Genomic DNA, 21,894 nt, shown 5'->3' with positions numbered 1-21,894 from the left:
CGGTATTAATCGGCGTGGCAAAGGTAAATATGAGTAGGTTGCGAGTGCATATCACAGCGGTAACGGCCAGAGGGGCCTTGGATGGTTATCGCTTGCAGCCTATTTTGGGCGTTAATGGAAAACAGCCCATTGGGATAAGCGGTATCGCCGGTCTCCTCAATCACCCCGCTCACCGGTAACCCTTGTGCATTTTTGAGAAAACCGCTGTATAGCAGGTTCAATGTGATGTCAGCTTCGCCTGAAAAAACTTGCCCAGGGTGAGCGCGTACAATATTGACCGGCAGTTGAATATTCATATCCATATCGCTACGGTTAGTATGAGTACGGACAAAGAAACGGTCTTGGTAGCGGGGAACCGGTATCGCATAGATGCCACCACCGGTTATTGGGCTATCCTCCACATGAAAACTATAGGGGGTGCCGCCCAAAGCGGGGGCTTTGATCAAGAGTGCCGCTCCGCTATAACTGCTGCGCCCCAAGGCAACCCCCTGTGAGCTGAGTGCCAACATGCCGTTATAGCTAATCCCCCCGTTGGTTATCTGGTTATCAATGCCTATCCGGCCAGATATCTCTCCCCGGCTCCCGCTGCGTTTAGCAAAACCGCCGACGCTATTTAGTTTCCCGCTGGCGCTACTGCTGACACCCAAGGCGCTGGCTCCATAGTTATCGGTAAACTCTTTCTGGTAACTGGCGCTAGTATTCAACTGTTGTTGGGTATAAGCCGTATTGATGCTGGCGTTACTTTGGCCGAATGACAGGGTGGTATTCAGGAAAACACCGTAATTATTGTGGCTGCTCCATTGCCCACCATTTTGCAACCCAAGGGATAATGCGAGGTTAAATTGTGGTAATTGCCAGTCCCAACTACTTTGGATACGGTGCTGCCGGTTATTACGGTACTGATTGAATTGATAACTTAGTTGGGTTGGGCCAATACGCCGGGTATAAGAGCCTGATGTACTACCGGAGTCTGGCGCGTATCGCGAGACATAAGGTGACTGATAGCGAGCTAACGAAAAGTAACCGAGTGTACTATTCCCGCCATTTAAGCGGACGTACCCCCCACTGTGTTTCTCTCCTGACATCAGGCCCCCTATTGGGGTGATATTCACATTATTGAGACTCAAGGGGCGTGATATGTTCGCTTCCATTGCCCAGTGATGGGCATCATCTTTTAGTAGCGTGATATTGGTTTGTACGCTTTTTATCACTCTGCTGTGGCCAAACTGGACTAAACGGGGGGCTTGTTTGCCCTTTGCTGGCCCTTTACCCATGGTCAGAAACCAACCATTATTGGTCTGATTGCCAATATTGCTGATGGTTTGGTTTTCCTGGCTGATGACCCGCCCAAGGCGATCAACTAAACGAATCTCAACGTTGTAATAGCCCCCTGGTAATTGGCTGTAATCTATCTCGTTGCGACCCAATTGAGCGGGGATGCGGCGAATTAGCTGATTATCACGATATATTTCGTAGTCACCGTCCTGAGCGGCATAGAGCACGATACTGCCGGTAGAGGGCTTATCGATGGTCAGATAGCTTTGGCTACCGAATGTCACAAATTGGTCCAAAGCAGGGTTGATCAGGGTGTGAACGCTACCTGCATTGTTATCCAGGTTGTTTTGCCTACCCACCCGTAAATAGAGCGCCGAGAAATTCTTTTGCAGATACCAACTACCGATCCCTTTTTGGGTCAGGCGTTGATATTGAGGGCGGTTAACTGACTGATAGGTGTTCTGCGATGGCATGGTATTTTGTGACTGTGTAGCGTTGTAAAACCAAGATGCAAAACCATAAGATTGCCATGGCAAGCCGATGTAGCTTTGACCACGAACTGACATCGCCCGATAGTGGGCTGCTGTCATTCGCAAATCGAGAGATTGATTGCTGACCAACCCCCATGTCGTAGTTGGCATTAAATAACGATTATTATTATTGGTGATCGTTAATGTGTTATTCACTTTATCCAACGCCACGCGGTGGCCCGATAAAATATAATCACAGCCGGTTTTACACTGTAAATACGGTATTTGAGATAATATCTTACCCAATAAAATAATAGATTCTTCACTGATGTTATTATGCTGATAGTTCTGTTGATTAAATTGCAGTTGTTGTTTTTCTTCTGAGAAGGTAATAGGGCTGGGCAATGTCTTGCTGTCTAATACCCCTAATAACTGAAGTGAGTTGTTCTCTTCAGCCGCGGAAAACCCCATTGGCACTAAATACTCTATTTTAACTGCTTCTGCATGAGCGGATTTTAGTGTGAATAAGGCTAAGGTAAAAAATAAACTATGATTAACTTTTGAGTAATAGGTCATAGAATTCCATTCCACTATAATCATAAGGAGATTTACAGGATGATTTTTTATTTTTTAACGCAATAATTCGAGTTGCAGGAGGGCGGCAACTGAGTAAGCCCCCAAGAGCTTACACCAGTAAGTGACTGGGGTGAGCGAAGGCGGTCAACGCACATGCAGCTTGAAATATGACGGATATATACAGCCAGGAAATAATTCCATGGCTGTATTCATTAAATTAACAAACTGTATTGAAACGAACTAAATTAAGCGCTTGGTTCCAGACGTAACTGAATTACCCCGCTATATTTTTCACCACCGACGGCATTATTAGGCTCTTTGGCGCTGACTTTCAGTTCTGCGTTGAGCTCAGAGCCATGGAAGGCAATCAGGTCTTGTGTGTCGGCCGTCTCAAGCAGCTTCTTCCCATCTAATAATACTTCAACGTGAGTAAACTCTTTATTGTTATCTGGCTCGCTCAAGATAACCGGTGCGGCAAGAGACACTTTTAGCTTCTCTCCGAGTTGTTTGCGTGCTTTTACTTTAATTGCTTCTGAATGGCTATAGGTACCATCATTCGCTACCGTATCATAGGTTAATTTTATTTTATTAATATTGCTATCATCTGCTCTCTTCACGTCCATGAGAGAAATAATCTCTGCTTCAACACGAATATCTTTCTCTATTGTGTTTGCATAAGTCGCAGTACAGGTCAATGTAGCCATAGTGATAATGGCAATAACAGTTTTCTTCATCATAAATACCTGATAGTCCTTTATATAAAAACCCATCCAGAATGGAATGGCATTACAATTTATTAGGGTTTGTTTCGATGGCATAATATAAAACGAGGATGTTAAATAATTGCACGTCATTATGCTAGTCACAAACCGGGGCGAACACTAACATGATGAATAACGTTATTTCAAGTGGTAATTATACCGTTTTGTCTGAATGATTTTAATTTATATCATCTTAAGGAATAAATACTTAAGTGTTATAGTTAATATTAATCGTTAGCTGTTTCCTTTAATATCTAGACTAACTGATTGTTACTTTTTATTTTACTCGATGATTCTATTGGTAATGAAAAAATAAAATGGAATTAAAAGGTTACTTTCATTTGATTGTTAATTTACTGTACACATTACAGATACTTTATTTTCATTAAATTGCCGTATTTCTGTCATATAATTGTTATATTTCTGTCATGAAAAGGTGTCATGTTTGCTTCCGAACAAAAACTGATTTATTTCGCTCATTCACACTTATTTTTTGATGTGAGCCACACAGATTTATTTAGGGGCCAGATATGTTTAATAATTCCATTCATAAGGTGTCGATCTGTATCGCACTGGCGCTTGCGTTTAGTGCCAATGCGATGGCAGTAACTGAAATCCCTTTTTGGCATTCGATGGAAGGGGAATTAGGTAAAGAAGTCGATTCAATTGCGGATCGTTTTAACCAGTCGCAGCCCGATTATAAAATTGTTCCTGTTTATAAAGGTAATTACGAGCAGAGTCTGGCCGCAGGTATTGCGGCATTCCGTTCAGGTAAGGCACCGGCTATTTTACAAGTCTATGAAGTCGGTACTGCCACCATGATGGCCAGTAAGGCGATCAAACCGGTTTACCAGGTTTTCAAGGATGCCAATATTGATTTTGATGAGTCCGTCTTTGTTCCAACGGTGGCGGGCTATTACACTGATTCTAAAACTGGGCGTTTATTATCTCAGCCGTTTAACAGTTCGACTCCCGTGCTGTATTACAACAAAGATGCCTTCAAAAAAGCGGGCTTGGACCCAGAACAACCGCCAAAAACATGGCAAGAACTGGCAGCGGATACCGCTAAGCTACGTGCTGCGGGTTCTGGTTGTGGTTACGCCAGCGGGTGGCAGGGGTGGATTCAAATTGAGAACTTCAGTGCCTGGCATGGTCAACCGATAGCCAGCCGCAACAATGGTTTTGACGGCACCGATGCGGTGTTGGAATTCAACAAACCATTGCAGGTCAAGCATATACAATTGCTGTCGGATATGAATAAAAAAGGCGATTTCACCTACTTTGGCCGTAAAGATGAATCCACGTCCAAGTTCTATAACGGTGATTGCGCTATTACCACCGCCTCTTCTGGCTCCCTCGCCAGTATCCGCCATTATGCCAAGTTTAATTTCGGTGTCGGCATGATGCCGTATGACGCAGATGCAAAAAATGCGCCGCAAAACGCCATTATTGGTGGTGCTAGCCTGTGGGTGATGGATGGCAAAGATAAAGACACTTACAAGGGCGTAGCGGAGTTCTTGCAATATTTGGTCAAACCAGAGATTGCCGCTGAATGGCATCAGAAGACGGGTTATCTACCCATCACGACGGCGGCATATGAACTAACGAAACAACAAGGTTTCTATGAGCAGAACCCAGGCGCTGATGTAGCGACCCGCCAGATGCTGAATAAACCGCCATTGCCATATACCAAAGGCCTGCGTCTCGGCAATATGCCGCAGATCCGTACCGTGGTTGATGAAGAGCTGGAAGCCGTATGGACCGGTAAGAAGACGCCTCAGGCGGCATTGGATAACTCTGTGAAGCGAGGCGATGTGTTACTGCGTCGTTTTGAACAAGCCAATAAATAACGTTATTTGGCTACGGTAGTTGCCCGTTTGATATTGGGCAGTGCTCGGTCTGCTCGCGTAATGCACTTGGTTTTATAACACCGGGTGTATACACCGGAACCGATGCGCTGCCCATAACAAAACCAAACTGACTGTATTTGTAACAAGCCTATGGTTTGTAACGAATAAATAAATAGTTTGTAACGAATAAATAGTTTGTAACGAATAAATGGTTTGTGACGAAAAATAGTTTGTGCGCTATTGAGTTAAGACGTCACTTTTTTGATTACCACTTTGGTGGTAATCAGTACTGCGTCTGATAAACGGTTAATTTTATGTCACCTTCTCGTCCCGGTTTTTCCTGTAGTTGGTTACCTTATCTGTTGGTATTACCTCAATTGGCGATCACCGCCATCTTCTTCCTATGGCCCGCGGGTGAAGCGTTGTGGTATTCAGTGCAAACGCTGGATCCATTCGGTCTCTCCAGTGAATTTGTCGGGCTGAGTAATTTTATTCAGCTATTTCAGGATGAGTACTATCTGGCTTCGTTTTATACCACGCTAATTTTTAGCGCGTTGGTTGCGGGGATCGGCCTGATCGTTTCGCTGTTTTTGGCCGCAATGGTGGATTACGTCCTACGTGGCAGCCGTCTTTACCAAACTTTATTGATCCTCCCTTATGCGGTCGCCCCAGCGGTCGCCGCCGTGCTCTGGATCTTCCTGTTTGACCCTGGATTGGGTCTGATAACCTATGCCCTTGATAAGGTGGGTTATAGCTGGAACCATGCGCAAAACAGCGGCCAGGCGATGTTCCTGGTGGTGTTGGCCTCGGTATGGAAGCAAATCAGCTACAACTTTTTATTCTTTCTGGCCGCGCTGCAATCTATACCAAAATCACTGGTTGAGGCTGCCGCTATTGACGGTGCCGGGCCGGTACGCCGTTTCTTCAATTTGGTATTGCCGCTGATTTCACCCGTCAGCTTCTTCCTGCTGGTGGTGAATCTGGTTTATGCCTTCTTTGATACCTTCCCGGTGATTGACGCCGCCACTGGCGGTGGCCCAGTGCAAGCTACCACCACGCTGATTTATAAAATTTACCGCGAAGGTTTCGCCGGGTTGGATTTATCCAGCTCCGCTGCTCAGTCGGTGATCCTGATGTTACTGGTGATTGGCCTGACGGTTATCCAGTTCCGCTTTGTTGAGCGTAAGGTGCGTTACCAATGATCGAGAATCGTCGTGGATTGGATATCTTTTGTCACATCATGCTGATTATCGGGGTGCTACTGATCCTGTTCCCGCTGTATGTGGCGTTCGTTGCGGCTTCATTAGATGACAGCCAGGTTTTTCAGGCACCAATGACGCTGATCCCTGGCCCGCATTTGTGGCAAAACATCAGCCATATCTGGCATGCCGGCGTGGGCAATAACAGCACACCTTTCGGGTTGATGCTGTTGAACAGTTTTGTGATGGCTTTTGCCATTACTGTCGGCAAAATCACTGTCTCAATATTGTCTGCTTATGCCATCGTTTACTTCCGTTTCCCACTGAGGAATCTGTTTTTCTGGCTAATTTTCCTCACGCTGATGCTACCGGTGGAAGTGCGTATTTTCCCTACCATTGAGGTGATTGCCAACCTGAACATGCTAGACAGCTATACCGGTTTAACATTGCCGCTGATGGCCTCTGCCACGGCGACTTTCTTATTCCGCCAGTTCTTCATGACGTTGCCGGATGAGCTATTGGAAGCCGCCCGTATTGACGGAGCCGGTGCCATGCGTTTCTTCTGGGACATCGTATTACCGCTGTCAAAAACCAATCTCGCAGCATTATTTGTTATTACCTTTATTTATGGCTGGAACCAATACCTTTGGCCGATCTTAATCACCAGTGATGCCTCAATGGGCACCGCAGTGGCAGGGATAAGAAGCATGATTTCAACCTCGGGCGCACCAACCCAGTGGAATCAGGTCATGGCGGCGATGATTTTGACTTTAATTCCACCGGTCGTGGTGGTTCTTTTGATGCAGCGTTGGTTTGTACGCGGCTTGGTAGACAGTGAGAAGTAATCTGATATGGCATGTTTAAAGCTACAGGCAGTAACCAAATCTTATGACGGCGTGACGCCAGTGATTAAGCAGATTGATTTGGATGTCGCCGATGGCGAATTCATCGTGATGGTCGGTCCGTCCGGGTGTGGTAAATCAACGCTGTTACGTATGGTCGCGGGGTTGGAACGCACGACCACTGGGGATATCTATATCGGGGAGCAGCGGGTAACCGATCTGGAACCTAAAGACCGTGGTATCGCGATGGTATTTCAGAATTACGCGCTTTATCCCCATATGAACGTGTTCGATAACATGGCTTATGGCTTGAAGATCCGTGGTTTTGGCAAAGAACAGATCCGCCAACGGGTGGATGAAGCGGCACGTATTCTGGAGTTGCAGCCGCTACTGAAACGCAAACCGCGTGAGTTATCCGGTGGTCAGCGGCAGCGGGTAGCGATGGGGCGGGCCATTGTGCGCGAGCCTGCAGTCTTCTTATTTGATGAGCCGCTCTCCAATCTGGATGCCAAGTTACGGGTGCAGATGCGCCTTGAATTACAACAACTGCACCGTCGCCTGAAAACTACCAGCTTGTATGTGACGCATGATCAGGTTGAGGCCATGACACTGGCACAGCGGGTGATTGTGATGAACAAAGGGGTTGCCGAGCAAATTGGTACCCCCAGCGAGGTTTATAAACGGCCGGCGTCATTGTTTGTTGCCAGTTTTATCGGTTCGCCTGCGATGAATTTATTAGACGGCATGGTTAGCCCAGATGGACGCACGTTTATGTTATCCGATGGTCTGACTTTGCCACTGGAGATCCCTCAGCCACAATGGGGTGGCCGGCGCTTGACTCTGGGTATTCGCCCGGAGCATATTCAGCAGACAACCTCAGCGCAGGGCGTGCCGATGAACCTGCTAACGCTGGAATTATTAGGCGCGGATAATCTGGCGCACGGCCTGTGGGGCGGGCAAAGTATTATTACTCGCTTATCCCATGAGGAAATGCCAGTGGCAGGCAGTACATTGCATTTATATTTACCGCCAGCAGCGCTGCACTTCTTTGATACCGATAGCGGACTACGGATAGAACCATGAATAAAGACTGGCCTTACCCTCCTATCGTTGCCCACCGGGGTGGCGGATCATTGGCACCGGAAAATACACTGGCAGCAATTGATGTCGGTGCGCGCTACGGCCATAAGATGATCGAATTTGACGCCAAGCTATCACAGGATGGGCAAATCTTTTTACTGCACGATGACACTCTGGAACGGACCAGTAATGGCTGGGGGGTAGCGGGTGAGTTGGTGTGGGAAAAATTGATTCAGCTAGATGCGGGTGACTGGTTCAGCAAGGCATTTCGTGGTGAACGCTTACCTTTACTCTCTGAGGTAGCTGCGCGTTGTGCGCAGCACGGTATGGCCGCCAATATCGAAATTAAACCGACAACCGGCACGGACGCGCCTACTGGCCGGGCGATTGCGCTAGCCGCTCGCGCATTGTGGCAAGGGCAGACTATCCCACCCCTGCTGTCCTCTTTTTCAGTTGACGCACTGGCCGCTGCACAACTCGCGGCCCCTGAGCTACCACGCGGATTGTTGCTGGATAAATGGGATGACAATTGGGCGGCCCTGACCACACAACTTGATTGTGTTTCGCTGCATATTAATCACAAACAGCTAACAGCAGAACGCGTGGCGTTACTCAAAGCCGCTGGGTTACGTATTTTGGTCTACACGGTGAACCAACCCGAGCGGGCGCGGGAATTACTCAATTGGGGCGTTGACTGTATCTGTACTGACCGTATAGATTTACTGGGTTCGGACTTTACCGGCTGCTGACCTTCTCCTATAAAGACCCTCAATACCCGCCATAATAAAAACAGGTCAGCCATTCTTACATTTACGGGCTGACCTGGCCCGGTCTGACAGGAAGTAAACCATGCCCGCCTTTGTTGTTTCGCTCTGGCACCAAATCGTTTTGTCTTCACCGTTATTTGTTTTGCTCGCACTGGGATATGCTCTGGTGCGATTCGGTAAGTGGCCATCCACCATTACGGATGGCCTGACTCGCTTTGTTTTCTCCCTCGCGCTGCCTGCCATGCTATTTCGCATGATGTGTGACTTCTCAGAACGCCCGGCGGTTGATGCTCGCCTATTGATTGCTTTTTTTGGCAGTTGTCTGGTGGTGTTTATCATTGGGCGGGTTATCGCCAAGCGGGTGTTTCATCTGGATGGCGTTTCTGGCTCAGTCTTTGCCCTCGGTGGGATCTTTTCCAATAACGTGATGCTAGGGCTACCTATTGCCACCATCATGCTGGGGGAGAAATCTATCCCTGCGGTGGCCTTGGTGCTGGTATTTAACGGGCTGATCTTGTGGACGCTGGTCACCATCTCGGTGGAGTGGGCACGAAATGGTTCGCCGACGCTGGCCGGTTTTGTGAAAACTGCCCGTAGCGTGCTGACTAACCCACTCATTATCGGGATTATTTCCGGCACCTTATTCAGCCTGACGGGGTTACATTTACCTGTGTTTATTGACCAGCCGGTCAGTATGTTAGGGCAGGTTGCGCCCCCGCTCTCATTGATTGTGTTGGGCATGGGGTTGGCAGAATACCGCGTGACCGAAGGTTGGCAGATTAGTACCGCTATCTGCTTTCTCAAGTTGATTGTGCAGCCGATGGTGATTTGGGCGCTGGCATGGGCGATGGATCTGCCTGCGCTGGAAACTCAGGTGGTAGTGTTGCTGGGGTCGATGGCAACGGGGGTGAATGTTTATCTGATGTCACGCCAGTTTAATGTTCTCACCGGCCCCGCCGCCGCCAGCCTGGTGATGTCGACGGTACTGGCCGCCGTCACCACGCCACTGATTCTGACCATTATTGGGGTGGGCATGTAGTGTGATAGGGAGTATGCAATGTGCAGTGGTCCTGTTGGGATGTCTGTCACATCATGATAAGAACTCATATATTGGCCTTGATGCCAAAACGAAAAAAACTAAGATAAAATCCGCTTAACGAAACCACGGCATCCAAAAATGAACCAGGTCGATGTGCAGAAAGACATTAGTGATTTGATTGTTAACGCCTTCCCAAGAGAGTTATGGCTAAACATACAAGATGTGTTTCATGCGAAATATGAGGCTGCACAGCAAGTCACTATGGGGTCAGCACTAAAGCTTGATAGTCCAGGGCAACTTCGGCTAAGACCTCAAATAAGACATTATACTTTGAATGCTGCATTCAAAGAGGCGGCCTTGAGCTGTGGGGTTATTCATAACAGTGTTGATACTTCACCAAAAGGTGAGCATTTTGTTGTCTTAAGTTCGGCTGGTGTCAAAATGAGCAGGATTGGGCTTAACTATGATGAACTCAATATCAAAGGTGCTAAGCATCGGACGCTTTTAGCCGAACTCAACGAAAGCTTGGAAGGGTACACACCTGATTTATTTAGCGAAAGAACCATAGATCATGGGCCAACAGGAACGTTAGGTGTCTTAATTCTAAATATCAATCCACCTTATCATGAGCCACAGAGCAGGATGCTCGATTTAAGGGTTGTGGTACCTTTCAGTAATTTGAAAGGATTCCATTTTAATTGGTCATTAACTCAACTTTTAGAGCGATATACTGGTGAGCAAAAAATTATCGTTCCTGATAATGTCTTGCCTACACTTAAACGGCATCTGAAAGATCAAGAAAATTAAGTCGGCGGTACTATGAGAGTGGGAATATCTGGATTTCAGCCAGAAAGACTAACCCAAATGCGAGAAGCTCGAGGGTTATCCAAAATAAACTTGGGTAGGTTGGTTGAACGTTCCCCATCAACAATAACAAAATGGGAGAACGGCAGTCATTCTCCTGATGCAGAGGGCCTTGCCAGTCTCGGCAAGGCTTTAAATTGCCCTGTGAGTTGGTTTACCAAAGTTGCTTATGAAAGAGAAAATAATCCCGTTTTCTTTAGAACATTGTCGGCGACGGCCAAAGATTTGTGTAAATCGTCAGAAGTTTATATGGGATGGTTACAAGAGATATCTGCATTGTTGCAGGAATATTTAGATTATCCAAATGTCAATATTCCGTACTTAGATGTTGATGATTATAGGTCCATTGATGATGAAGCCATCGAACGGGTAGCTTCTGATTGTAGAAAGAGATGGGGACTCGGTATTGCACCGATCCAAGACCTATTATTGGTCATGGAAAATGCAGGGGTGGTATGTTCTCGGTTTGAACAAGGTAGCGTAATGATGGATGGGTATTCTCAATGGAATGAGAAAGAAAATAGGCCTTATGTCGTATTGGCGAGTGATAAAAATAATTATTTTCGCAGCCGATTCGATGCAGCCCATGAACTCGGCCATTTGGTTTTACATCGATATGTAAAGCGCCTTGATAGTATTAATTTTAAGCCGATTGAAGAGCAAGCCCATAAATTTGCTGCCTGTTTTATGCTACCTGAAGAGGCTTTTTCTGCGGAATTACCCTCTTTTCCAAGTTTGGAAAACTTTGTGTCACTTAAAAGTCGTTGGGGCATGTCAGCACAATCAATGATTTTGAGAGCGCGTGATCTTGAGCTTATATCTTCTATAGAATATCAGCGGTTATACAAAAGCCTTTCATCTCGGGGGTGGCGTAAAGGTGAGCCCTTAGATGACCAGCGTAAGCCGGAGTCTGTGAGGCTGTTGCCCAGATGTATTAATCTATTACTTGAATCTACTATTTTTTCAAAACACGGCTTTCTTGAGTTTGTTAATTTGGCGCGAGGCGATGTTGAAGATCTATGCTCATTACCTAAAGGTTTTTTAGCAGAATCAGCGGTACTTAGCTTTGAATCAAAAATACAGTTGAAGAATAGTGTAAAAACCCTTTCTGAAATTGGTCATCGAACCAATGTAGTTGACATGTTTGATCGTCGCTAAACCGCACTCTCTATTATGTTGTGCTATTTTTCTGGAATGAGAAATGGCACAACAAATCAGTCTGACGAAAGAGACAAAGGAGCCAATAAGTTCGAAAAAATCACTAAATAGATTTAATTTCAACCACATGTAAACGAAATTTTTGGGAAATTTCTATACTGCTTCCGCTACAATTGCATTTTACCCTCTCACTGAGCCAATTTATTGTGTTGCTACTGGTCATTACCACTGTCTTGTGGGCTTTCTCTTTTAGTCTGATTGGCGAATATTTAGCAGGGCAGGTGGACAGTTGGTTCTCTGTTCTAATGCGTGTCGGGCTGGCCGCACTGGTCTTTTTGCCTTTTCTGCGTTGGCGAAATATACCCTGGCGGGTGATCCTGCTGTATATGGCGGTGGGTTCAATCCAATTAGGTATCATGTACTTATTCAGCTTCCGAGCGTATCTATATCTTACGGTTCCGGAATTTTTGCTGTTTACCGTGATGACCCCGCTGTATGTCACCTTGATCTATGATTTGCTGCGCCGACAGCGCCTACGCTGGGGTTATGCTCTCAGTGCGTTACTCGCGGTGCTAGGGGCTGCCATTATTCGCTATGATCAACTGAGTGAACACTTTTGGTGGGGATTGGCACTGGTGCAGGCAGCGAATATCTGTTTTGCCATTGGGCAAGTCGGTTACAAACGGCTGATGGAGATCCACCCGATCCCACAACATGTCGCATTTTCATGGTTCTATCTTGGTGCTTTTGCTGTTGCTGTCGTTGCTTGGTTTACATTTGGCAATCCACAGAGACTGCCAACCACGGGATTACAGTGGGGAATACTCGTCTGGCTGGGTGTCGGCGCTTCCGCACTGGGCTATTTTATGTGGAATTATGGCGCAACACAGGTAGATGCCGGCACACTCGGCATCATGAATAACGTACATGTTCCGGCTGGGCTACTGGTGAATCTGGCCATCTGGCAAGAAAAACCGCATTGGCCCAGCTTTATCATTGGGGCTGCGGTGATAATGGCCTCGCTATGGGTACACCGGCGTTGGATCGCTCCGCATCCTTTACAAACGGCAAATGATCGCAAGCGTGCTGGCGAGCAGAACGAATAAACGCTTCAGTGACCGGTTGGCGCTGTTCTCCATCACGGACGGCAGCGTATAACCGGCTCCACAACCCTTCCCCCAGTGTCTTAGTGACAATCAATCCTTGGCGCTCAAAGCTCTCCACCACCCAGTGAGGCAATGCCGCGATACCCATCCGTGCTGATACCATCTGGATCAGCAGCAATGTGTTATCCACATTTTTCAACGATGGGCTGACGCCTGCGGGTTGCAGGAAGTGCCGCCAAACATCCAGCCGCTGTCGCTGCACCGGATAAATCATCAATATTTCTGGCGCTAAATCTTCTGGTTCAATGCGGTCTTTATTGGCTAATGGATGGTCTGGAGCCAGTACCAGGCGCACTTCAAAATCAAACATCGGTGAATAGTGTAGGCCACTGCGCGGCAAAATATCCGATGTCAGCACCAGATCCAGTTCCCCTTGCTGTAATGCGGGTTGCGGGTCAAAAGTGACGCCTGATTTGAAGTCCATAGCCACTTGCGGCCAGTTCTTATGGAAATTATCCAACGCGGGTGTCAGCCACTGAATGCAACTGTGGCACTCGATTGCGATGCGTAACGCAGTTTGGTGCGGCTCATTGCAGGTTTGCAGTGCCTGTTTAATTTGTGGCAGTACTTGTTCTGCCAATTGTAACAAGATCTCCCCCTGCGTAGTGAAGCGCAACGGTTGGCTTTTACGAACAAACAGGCGAAACCCTAGACGCTGTTCCAGATCGCTAAATTGATGAGACAGGGCCGATTGGGTCTGATGAAGTTGTGTTGCCGCCCCTGCCAGCGAGCCAGTATTACGCAAAGCTTGCAGGGTGCGTAAGTGTTTCAGTTCGATCATGAGAGTCCTTCACATTGACTGTGAAAAAAATGCGCTTGTGGAATATACAGTACCTGCGGATTATAGATGTGTAAACATCTGGATGGCTAAATGGGGAATAAGACGATGACAATTTTAAATCACACACTGGGTTTTCCGCGTGTTGGTCTGAAACGTGAACTGAAGAAAGCACAAGAAAGTTACTGGGCAGGCAACTCAACACAGGAAGAATTGCTCAATGTGGGTCGTGAATTGCGTGCTCGCCATTGGCAACAGCAACAGCAAGCGGGCGTTGATTTAGTGCCGGTAGGTGACTTCGCTTGGTATGACCATGTCCTGACGACCAGCTTGTTGCTGGGTAACGTTCCAGAGCGCCACCAAAATGCTGATGGCTCGATTGATATAGACACTCTGTTCCGTATTGGCCGTGGCCGTGCTCCAACCGGTAAGCCCGCAGCAGCAGCCGAGATGACTAAATGGTTTAATACCAACTATCACTACATGGTACCTGAGTTCCAGCAAGGCCAGCAGTTTAAACTGGGTTGGACTCAACTGTTGGATGAGGTGGACGAAGCGCTGGCATTGGGCCACAAAATTAAACCTGTGCTGCTTGGCCCGATCACTTACCTCTGGTTGGGTAAAGTCAAAGGTGAGCAGTTCGATCGCCTCTCGCTACTGAATGATATTTTGCCGGTTTATCAGCAAGTGCTGACTGAATTAGCAAAACGGGGTATTGAGTGGGTACAGATTGATGAGCCAGCATTGGTACTGGAATTACCGCAAGAGTGGTTGGATGCTTATCAACCGGCTTATCAAGCCCTGCAAGGGCAGGTCAAATTATTACTGACGACCTACTTCGACAGTATCGGCCATAACATCGACACTATCCGTGTACTGCCAGTGCAAGGCTTACATGTTGATGTGGTTGCGGGTCATGACGATATTGCGGTTTTGAATAAAGACTTACCAAAAGAGTGGCTGTTATCTCTGGGGGTTATTAATGGTCGTAACGTATGGCGTGCTGACCTGAGCAGCTGGTTTGAGCGTTTACAGCCGTTGGTTAATAGCCGCCCGCTGTGGTTGGGTAGCTCTTGCTCCTTACTGCACAGCCCGATTGATTTAAATGAAGAGACCCGTCTTGATGCAGAAGTGAAGAGCTGGTTTGCCTTCGCCCTGCAAAAATGTGCTGAGCTGGCGCTGTTAACACAAGCGTTGAATGCACCTAATGACGCTAAGCTGGCAGAACTGGCGGCGTACAGTGCGCCGATCCGCGCCCGTCGTTCCTCCAGTCGCGTGCATAATGAGCAGGTTGAGCAGCGTTTGGCTGCCATTACTTCGCAGGATATTGAGCGTCAACTACCTTATGAAGCACGCGCTGAAACTCAGCGTAAACGTTTTAATTTGCCTGCCTGGCCAACCACGACCATTGGTTCTTTCCCACAAACGACAGAGATCCGAGGCTTGCGCCTTGATTTTAAACAAGGTCGTCTGGACGGTAAAAACTACCGTACAGGGATCAGCGAGCATATCAAGCAAGCTATTGCTGAACAGGAACGCTTGGGCTTGGACGTGCTGGTCCACGGTGAAGCAGAACGTAACGACATGGTCGAATATTTTGGCGAACACTTGGATGGTTTTGTCTTTACACAAAATGGTTGGGTACAGAGTTACGGTTCCCGCTGTGTGAAACCTCCGGTCATCATTGGTGATATTAGTCGTCCGGAAGCGATTACTGTTGAGTGGGCGAAATATGCTCAATCCTTAACAGAAAAACCGGTAAAAGGCATGCTGACAGGTCCGGTCACCATTCTATGCTGGTCGTTCCCGCGTGAAGATGTCAGCCGTGAGACGATTGCCAAGCAAATTGCGCTGGCTCTGCGTGACGAAGTGGAAGATTTGGAAAAAGCCGGCATTGGTATCATCCAGATCGATGAGCCTGCATTACGTGAAGGTTTGCCTCTGCGTCGTGCTGATTGGCAAGCCTATCTGCAATGGGCCGTCGATGCCTTTAAATTGAATGCTGCTGTCGCGCAAAACGATACACAGATCCATACCCACATGTGTTATTGCGAGTTCAATGACATCATGGATTCTATTGCAGCACTGGATGCTGATGTGATTACTATCGAAACCTCACGTTCAGATATGGAACTATTGGAATCATTTGAGGATTTCGCTTACCCGAATGAAATTGGTCCCGGTGTTTATGATATTCACTCACCGAATGTGCCAAGCGTTGAATGGATTGAAGCATTATTACGCAAAGCCGCTCAGCGTATTCCGGCCGAGCGTTTGTGGGTTAACCCAGATTGTGGTTTGAAAACCCGTGGCTGGCCTGAGACACGTCAGGCTCTGGCGAATATGGTGCTGGCAGCGCAGCGTCTGCGTGAAGAACAGATTTAATTAAACCGTTTTACTCTGTGTAGTGGGGCTTTTTGGGCGCTTTTCGCGCCCTTTTTTATTGCTTTTTTCTGGAACAGGGATGGCAGCGACGCCATGTTGGGCAAACCAATCCAGCATACGTTGCCAGCCATCTTGAGCCGACTCAGCATGATAGCTTGGGCGATTGTCGGCATTAAAAGCATGCCCGGCCTCGGGATAAACAATAATCTCAGCATCGGCATTCGCAGCGCGTAATGCCTGGCGCATAGTTTCAATATGTTCTGCTGTGATACTGCTGTCTTTACCTCCGTATAGCCCCAACACCGGAGCGCAGAGATCGACGGCAATATCGACCGGATATTTCGGTAGAAATAAGGTTTTTTCACCGACCAATTTGCCATACCACGCTACGGCTGCCTTTAACTGTGGATTGTGTGCAGCATACAACCACGCAATACGCCCGCCCCAGCAAAACCCAGTAATGGCCAATTTTTTGATATCCCCACCATGGCGGGATACCCAATGTGCAGTATGATCGAGATCGACCAAAACCTGACGATCAGGGACTTTTTTCACCAGATTATTAACTAATTCATTAATATTTTTATAGTCTTTGGCATCGCCCTGACGAAAATACAATTCGGGCGCTATTGCTAAATAACCCTGTTTGGCGAGCCGGCGGCAGATATCCTGAATGTGTTCATGCACGCCAAAGATTTCTTGCACGACAATCACCACAGGGTATGGCCCTGTATGTTGGTCAGGTTTAGCAATATAAGCGGGCAGCGCATCACCCTGAGAGGGGATCGTTGTTTCCCCACAATGAATACCTTTGGTTTGTGACAAACTCAATGGGTCAGTATGGTGGGCCATTGCAACTGATGGGGTTACGGCGGGTATGAAACCGCCCGCTGCTTGTCTGAGTATAATCAGTTGATCCGTTTTCACAGTGATCTCCTTACGATGTGAGGAAGTGTTCTCGGGTTGAATAACCCCCTGATGTTTGCTGCTGCCGAGTTTAACTATAGGTAATCTTTGATATTAATGAGATCAGGTTTTTGTCATTAACGCTATTGGATAATTCAAGCTGTAAATCTGCGCAGCCAGACTAACAGTGAGTGCGAAGATTTAATGTTGGTGCGGCTCATGCCTCGTTAATTACTCTTCACAGATAAAATGAATGCTATCTTTGTTTTTTTGTACAAAAAATAGACTTTAGGTGTTTTATCTGTGATTTAAATCACAATTAAAATGTATTGATATAGTCATTTTCTCTTTCTAAGTGACGTCAATCACGAAATGGTGTTCTTATTTTGAGTAAAGTATTTCTTTGTTCCTCCCTATAACATCTCTCATGAAAGAGGAGTCTCACACATGGCTAAATCCGATGTTTTTCACTTGGGCCTCACCAAAAATGATCTACAAGGGGCGACGCTGGCTATCGTTCCCGGTGATCCACAACGTGTTGAGAAAATCGCTAAATTAATGGATAACCCAGTACATCTGGCTTCTCATCGTGAATTTACCTCATGGCGTGCTGAATTAGATGGCAAGGCTGTGATTGTTTGTTCTACGGGGATCGGGGGGCCTTCTACCTCAATTGCCGTCGAGGAGTTGGCACAGCTTGGTGTGCGTACCTTCCTACGTATTGGTACAACAGGGGCTATTCAGCCACATATTAATGTCGGTGATGTATTAGTCACCACTGCGGCAGTCCGTTTGGACGGTGCCAGCCTACACTTTGCACCAATGGAGTTCCCGGCGGTGGCTGACTTTTCCTGTACGACAGCATTGGTCAATGCCGCTAAATCGGTAGGGGCGACGACTCACATTGGTATTACGGCCTCTTCAGATACTTTCTATCCAGGGCAGGAGCGTTACGATACTTTCTCTGGCCGTGTTGTTCGCCATTTCAAAGGCTCTATGGAAGAGTGGCAATCGATGGGAGTGATGAATTATGAAATGGAATCTGCAACTTTGCTGACCATGTGCGCGAGTCAGGGCCTGCGTGCCGGTATGGTCGCCGGGGTTATTGTTAACCGTACTCAGCAAGAGATCCCAAACGAAGAAACTATGAAAACCACTGAAAGCCATGCAGTAAAAATTGTAGTCGAAGCCGCTCGTCACCTGCTGTAATTCCAGCGATTGATGGAAGTAAAGGGTTTGCTATCGGGTCAGTTTACTGGCCCGTTCTTTATTTCATCAGATAATCTGATAAGGTCATAGCTCTTATAACGAACAATAATAAGAGGAAGACATGGCGACCTTCGCTCATCCCTCCCTGATCCCACTGGATGGTGGTATTAACTTTCGTGATCTCGGGAGTAACCTTGCCGCTGATGGCCGGCGGATAAAACCCGGTTTGTTATTTCGCTCTGGCTCGCTTGATCGTTTGAGTACCAACGATTGTGATTTTCTCAGTAATGGTGGCGTTACCCAAATTATTGATTACCGTGATACCGATGAAGTCCTGGCTAAGCCTGATGTTTTATGGCCCGGTGCTCACTATCACAATATACCGGCCAATCCGCTCAGTAGTGAGGTGAATGCCAATCTGGAAAAATTGACTAACGAGACATTAGCCGCATTTGATGCTCGTGCCTTTATGTTCGAGCTTTATCACCGCTTACCTTTTAACAACTTGGCTTATCAGCAATTGGTCAATTTATTGCAAAATTGTGCATCAACGGACCATGTCGCTAGCGGTGTTGTACAGCACTGTGCGGTTGGAAAAGATCGCACGGGTGTAGGGGCTGCGTTGGTGTTGTTTGCTTTGGGAGCTGATGAGTCTACTGTGCTGGAAGATTATCTGTTGACGGAAGCCACCCTGAAGCCTTTTCGTGAGCATATGCTGGCTGAATTGGCGCTAAAACTGAATGATCAGGCTCTGGAGCAATTTGCATTTGTTCTTTCTGCCAGAGAAGAGTTTATTCAAACTGCTCTGCGGAGCATTCATGATCGTTATGGAAGCAGGGAGCGTTGGTTAAAGCATGAGTTCGGTCTTGGCAGTATTGAGCGAGAAAAACTACAGTCTTATTTTTTAGAGTAACGGGTTATTTTTTATGGCATTCGTTTTTTAGCATAATGCGTTACCTCTTGCCTTTTATTTCTTGGCCTAGGCGAAGAGTTGGGGTCGGTACCCCCGTATTTTCTCAAGTAATGTTCAGCGCCCGTGTTTATAAAATCGCCACAGTTTTATGGCCCCAAGAGCTTCGCATTGGGGCCACACGGCCGTTGTCTATATCAATAGTCTATCTCCGGCTTATGGTATAGGCCCACCATTGGGTGACTCTTTTTAACCGCTTAATGATACAAACTACCGCTTAACCAGTTCGCTGATATTTCTCTTATGGTGAGGCGTATGTTTACGCCTGATAAATTCCCTGGAGAGAATGCTCATGCAACATGCGATTACCTTTGTTATCGCTTCCGCGTGTATCCTTACGATCTGTTACCGTTTATACGGTATCTTTTTTGTTCGTAAGGTGCTGCGCGTCGATGACAGTGAAGTTACCCCTTCCCATATCTTTGAAGATGGCAAAGATTACGTTCCGACTAAAAAGTGGGTGAACTTTGGTAGCCACTTCGCCGCAATCGCGGCGGCAGGCCCCTTGGTTGGCCCGGTGTTGGCTGCTCAATACGGGTATTTACCCGGCTTCTTATGGCTTTTGATCGGTTGTGTTATCGGCGGTGCAGTGCACGATACGGTCGTCTTGTTTGCCTCAATGAAACATCAGGGGAAATCCCTGTCAGAAGTGGCTAAATCCGAACTCGGGCCAGTTGCTGGCTGGTGTACCGGCTTGGCGATGTTGTTCATTATCACTATTACCATGGCCGGGTTGTCGATGGTGGTGGTACATGCTCTGGAACGTAACCCTTGGGGGACTTTCGCAGTGTTCATGACCATCCCTATCGCCATCTGTGTTGGCTTGTGGGAGCGCATGACTGGCAGCATGAAAGGGGCCTCGTATGTGGGGATCGTCGCCATCATGGTGTGTGTATTTGTTGGCCCATATATTGAAGGCACTTGGCTTGGCGAATGGTTAATGCTGAAAGCTGATACTGTCAGTATTATTCTGCCAATGTATGCTTTCTTTGCAACCGCACTGCCTGTCTGGATGCTGTTAACCCCACGAGGTTACCTTTCCAGCTTTATGAAGATCGGTGTGTTCGGTGCACTGATTGTTGGGGTTGTCTTCATTAACCCTGAAATTCAATTCCCTGCGGTAACACAGTTTATTCACGGCGGTGGCCCGGTTCTCGCGGGACCAGTTTGGCCGTTTATCTCTATTACTATTGCCTGCGGTGCTATCTCGGGGTTCCATGCCTTTATCGGTTCGGGTACGACACCGAAACAGATCGATAAATGGAGCGATATCTTGCCCGTCGGTTTTGGTGCGATGCTGGCAGAATGTATGGTTGGGGTTATGGCCCTTATCGCCGCAACCTCTTTGCATCCTGCTGACTACTTTGCCATTAACTCTTCGGCTGAAGCCTGGAGCGCGCTTGGTATGGAGGTTGTGAACCTGCCAAAATTGAGTGAAGAAATTGGTTTGGACCTGTATGGCCGAACTGGTGGTGCTGTCACTCTGGCTGTAGGGATGACCGATATCTTCATTCGTGTGCCATGGTTTAATAGTTTGGCTGCTTACTTCTTCCAATTTGTTGTTATGTTTGAAGCGGTGTTTATCCTGACTGCGGTTGACTCAGGTACCCGTGTTGCCCGTTATTTACTACAAGATTTCCTGGGCGATATATGGGCACCACTGAAACGGACCGATTGGTTACCAGGAACATTGGTTTGTAGTGTTATTGCCTGTGCATTGTGGGGTTACCTCCTTAACTCTGGTGACATTAACTCTGTTTGGGCATTGTTCGGTGTATCGAACCAACTAATGGCTTCTGTTGGCTTAATCATTGGTGCCACGATCATCCTGCGCTTGGCAACCAAGCGTGTGTATATGCTGACCTGTGTTATTCCTCTGGCTTACTTGTTTATCACAGTAAATTACGCCGGCTATTGGATGATCACTCACGTGTACTTTAACTCAGCGGCTAAAGGCTACAACCTGTTCAATGGCATCATCTCAATTATCATGATGACCTTGGGTGTAATCATCTTGATCTCCGCGCTGAGGAAATGGCGTGAGCTATGGATACGCAGGTCTGCTGAGATGGCTGGCAACAAAGTGGTCACCGCCAACGCCTGATATTACTGATTTATTGCGCTAATTTGTTTAAACGGCTGGAATCTTCTAGCCGTTTATTTTTTGTTAAGTTATAGCTACCGCATTTTGAGTATGCTGATATACCCTTCGTATTTGACGTTGCAGGGGTGTTAGCTGCGCTCACTCACCCGAATCACTTACTGATGTAAGTTCATCGGGATTCGTTCGTTTGCTGCCTACTTGCAACGCCAACTACTTTGGGTAATACCCTTTTTATTTGACGTTGCAGGGGTGTTAGCGGCTCTTACTCACTCGAATCACTGGCTTGTCGTTGACCTTACAGCGAGTAAGTTCATCGGGATTCGTTCGTTTGCTGCCTACCTGCAACGCCAACTAACTTTGGGTAGTCCCCTTTTTATTTGACGTTACAGGGGGTTAGCGGCTCTTACTCACTAGAGTCACTGGCTTGTCGTTGACCTTACAGCGAATAAGTTCATCGGGATTCGTTCGTTTGCTGCCTATCTGCAACGCCAACTA

General features: G+C 47.2%; 17 protein-coding genes. 13 read left to right on the top strand and 4 right to left on the bottom strand.

Going from position 1 to position 21,894, the window contains the following annotated elements:
• Window positions 1-5: 5 nt before the first annotated feature.
• Both AC971_RS07470 and AC971_RS07465 read right to left on the bottom strand, forming a co-directional pair.
• Complete coding sequence (locus AC971_RS07470) at window positions 6-2,321, bottom strand: TcfC E-set like domain-containing protein (protein WP_025382195.1); 2,316 nt, start codon at window positions 2,319-2,321, stop codon at window positions 6-8.
• Between the two features lie 245 nt (window positions 2,322-2,566).
• Entirely contained in the window at window positions 2,567-3,058 is a 492-nt protein-coding gene (locus AC971_RS07465; RefSeq protein ID WP_025382196.1) for a CS1 type fimbrial major subunit, read from the bottom strand.
• A gap of 554 nt (window positions 3,059-3,612) precedes the next feature.
• Between AC971_RS07465 and ugpB the strand changes: the two genes are divergently transcribed.
• From ugpB to AC971_RS21885, 9 genes are all read left to right on the top strand, one after another.
• Window positions 3,613-4,932: a sn-glycerol-3-phosphate ABC transporter substrate-binding protein UgpB gene (ugpB, locus tag AC971_RS07460; RefSeq protein WP_025382197.1), complete on the top strand. Its 1,320-nt coding sequence runs from the start codon at window positions 3,613-3,615 to the stop codon at window positions 4,930-4,932.
• Between the two features lie 314 nt (window positions 4,933-5,246).
• Window positions 5,247-6,134: a sn-glycerol-3-phosphate ABC transporter permease UgpA gene (ugpA, locus tag AC971_RS07455; RefSeq protein WP_025382198.1), complete on the top strand. Its 888-nt coding sequence runs from the start codon at window positions 5,247-5,249 to the stop codon at window positions 6,132-6,134.
• Entirely contained in the window at window positions 6,131-6,976 is an 846-nt protein-coding gene (gene ugpE, locus AC971_RS07450; RefSeq protein WP_025382199.1) for a sn-glycerol-3-phosphate ABC transporter permease UgpE, read from the top strand. The genes ugpA and ugpE overlap by 4 nt, the downstream gene beginning before the upstream one ends.
• Before the next feature lie 6 nt (window positions 6,977-6,982).
• Window positions 6,983-8,056, top strand: a complete 1,074-nt coding sequence (locus AC971_RS07445) for a sn-glycerol-3-phosphate import ATP-binding protein UgpC (protein ID WP_025382200.1) — start codon at window positions 6,983-6,985, stop codon at window positions 8,054-8,056.
• The gene (ugpQ, locus tag AC971_RS07440) at window positions 8,053-8,802 is read left to right on the top strand and encodes a glycerophosphodiester phosphodiesterase (protein WP_025382201.1); all 750 of its coding nucleotides are present in this window, start codon (window positions 8,053-8,055) and stop codon (window positions 8,800-8,802) included. The genes AC971_RS07445 and ugpQ overlap by 4 nt, the downstream gene beginning before the upstream one ends.
• Window positions 8,803-8,902: 100 nt before the next feature.
• A complete protein-coding gene (locus AC971_RS07435) occupies window positions 8,903-9,859 on the top strand; it encodes an AEC family transporter (protein WP_025382202.1) in 957 nt (318 codons plus the stop codon).
• A gap of 138 nt (window positions 9,860-9,997) precedes the next feature.
• Entirely contained in the window at window positions 9,998-10,666 is a 669-nt protein-coding gene (locus AC971_RS07430; protein ID WP_025382203.1) for a hypothetical protein, read from the top strand.
• A 12-nt stretch (window positions 10,667-10,678) separates the two neighbouring features.
• Window positions 10,679-11,881: a helix-turn-helix domain-containing protein gene (locus AC971_RS07425; protein ID WP_025382204.1), complete on the top strand. Its 1,203-nt coding sequence runs from the start codon at window positions 10,679-10,681 to the stop codon at window positions 11,879-11,881.
• Window positions 11,882-12,087: 206 nt separating this feature from the next.
• Window positions 12,088-12,987, top strand: coding sequence for a carboxylate/amino acid/amine transporter (locus tag AC971_RS21885; protein WP_025382205.1), 900 nt, complete (start codon window positions 12,088-12,090; stop codon window positions 12,985-12,987).
• Here AC971_RS21885 and metR read toward each other — a convergent pair.
• Window positions 12,875-13,828, bottom strand: a complete 954-nt coding sequence (metR, locus tag AC971_RS07420) for an HTH-type transcriptional regulator MetR (RefSeq protein ID WP_025382206.1) — start codon at window positions 13,826-13,828, stop codon at window positions 12,875-12,877. The genes AC971_RS21885 and metR overlap by 113 nt on opposite strands.
• Window positions 13,829-13,933: 105 nt before the next feature.
• On the opposite strand from metR, the gene metE reads away from it, so the two are divergent.
• Window positions 13,934-16,210: a 5-methyltetrahydropteroyltriglutamate--homocysteine S-methyltransferase gene (metE, locus tag AC971_RS07415; RefSeq protein WP_025382207.1), complete on the top strand. Its 2,277-nt coding sequence runs from the start codon at window positions 13,934-13,936 to the stop codon at window positions 16,208-16,210.
• On the opposite strand, the gene AC971_RS07410 is transcribed toward metE, so the two are convergent.
• Window positions 16,211-17,137, bottom strand: a complete 927-nt coding sequence (locus tag AC971_RS07410; protein WP_025382208.1) for a dienelactone hydrolase family protein — start codon at window positions 17,135-17,137, stop codon at window positions 16,211-16,213. It abuts the gene before it with no gap.
• Window positions 17,138-17,563: 426 nt separating this feature from the next.
• On the opposite strand from AC971_RS07410, the gene udp reads away from it, so the two are divergent.
• From udp to AC971_RS07395, 3 genes are all read left to right on the top strand, one after another.
• On the top strand, window positions 17,564-18,325 hold the full coding sequence (udp, locus tag AC971_RS07405; RefSeq protein ID WP_025382209.1) for a uridine phosphorylase: 762 nt from the start codon (window positions 17,564-17,566) through the stop codon (window positions 18,323-18,325).
• Window positions 18,326-18,446: 121 nt separating this feature from the next.
• Window positions 18,447-19,238 carry a tyrosine-protein phosphatase gene (locus tag AC971_RS07400; protein WP_025382210.1) on the top strand — a complete coding sequence of 264 codons (792 nt, stop codon included), beginning with the start codon at window positions 18,447-18,449 and terminating at the stop codon, window positions 19,236-19,238.
• A 349-nt stretch (window positions 19,239-19,587) separates the two neighbouring features.
• Window positions 19,588-21,399 carry a carbon starvation CstA family protein gene (locus AC971_RS07395; protein WP_025382211.1) on the top strand — a complete coding sequence of 604 codons (1,812 nt, stop codon included), beginning with the start codon at window positions 19,588-19,590 and terminating at the stop codon, window positions 21,397-21,399.
• The last annotated feature ends 495 nt before the right edge of the window (window positions 21,400-21,894 follow it).

This window comes from Yersinia similis, assembly GCF_001053095.1.
GTDB lineage: Bacteria > Pseudomonadota > Gammaproteobacteria > Enterobacterales > Enterobacteriaceae > Yersinia > Yersinia similis.
This window is presented reverse-complemented; position numbering and strand designations above follow the sequence as displayed.

Excerpts from the sequence above, each read along its gene's own strand:
- udp (WP_025382209.1), top strand. The coding sequence starts at position 17,564 with ATGGCTAAATCCGATGTTTTTCACTTGGGCCTCACCAAAAATGATCTA.
- AC971_RS07395 (WP_025382211.1), top strand. The coding sequence starts at position 19,588 with ATGCAACATGCGATTACCTTTGTTATCGCTTCCGCGTGTATCCTTACG.
- ugpB (WP_025382197.1), top strand. The coding sequence starts at position 3,613 with ATGTTTAATAATTCCATTCATAAGGTGTCGATCTGTATCGCACTGGCG.
- ugpA (WP_025382198.1), top strand. The coding sequence starts at position 5,247 with ATGTCACCTTCTCGTCCCGGTTTTTCCTGTAGTTGGTTACCTTATCTG.
- ugpQ (WP_025382201.1), top strand. The coding sequence starts at position 8,053 with ATGAATAAAGACTGGCCTTACCCTCCTATCGTTGCCCACCGGGGTGGC.
- metE (WP_025382207.1), top strand. The coding sequence starts at position 13,934 with ATGACAATTTTAAATCACACACTGGGTTTTCCGCGTGTTGGTCTGAAA.
- AC971_RS07430 (WP_025382203.1), top strand. The coding sequence starts at position 9,998 with ATGAACCAGGTCGATGTGCAGAAAGACATTAGTGATTTGATTGTTAAC.
- AC971_RS07425 (WP_025382204.1), top strand. The coding sequence starts at position 10,679 with ATGAGAGTGGGAATATCTGGATTTCAGCCAGAAAGACTAACCCAAATG.
- metR (WP_025382206.1), bottom strand. The coding sequence starts at position 13,828 with ATGATCGAACTGAAACACTTACGCACCCTGCAAGCTTTGCGTAATACT.
- AC971_RS07445 (WP_025382200.1), top strand. The coding sequence starts at position 6,983 with ATGGCATGTTTAAAGCTACAGGCAGTAACCAAATCTTATGACGGCGTG.
- AC971_RS07400 (WP_025382210.1), top strand. The coding sequence starts at position 18,447 with ATGGCGACCTTCGCTCATCCCTCCCTGATCCCACTGGATGGTGGTATT.
- ugpE (WP_025382199.1), top strand. The coding sequence starts at position 6,131 with ATGATCGAGAATCGTCGTGGATTGGATATCTTTTGTCACATCATGCTG.
- AC971_RS07465 (WP_025382196.1), bottom strand. The coding sequence starts at position 3,058 with ATGATGAAGAAAACTGTTATTGCCATTATCACTATGGCTACATTGACC.
- AC971_RS07435 (WP_025382202.1), top strand. The coding sequence starts at position 8,903 with ATGCCCGCCTTTGTTGTTTCGCTCTGGCACCAAATCGTTTTGTCTTCA.
- AC971_RS07470 (WP_025382195.1), bottom strand. The coding sequence starts at position 2,321 with ATGACCTATTACTCAAAAGTTAATCATAGTTTATTTTTTACCTTAGCC.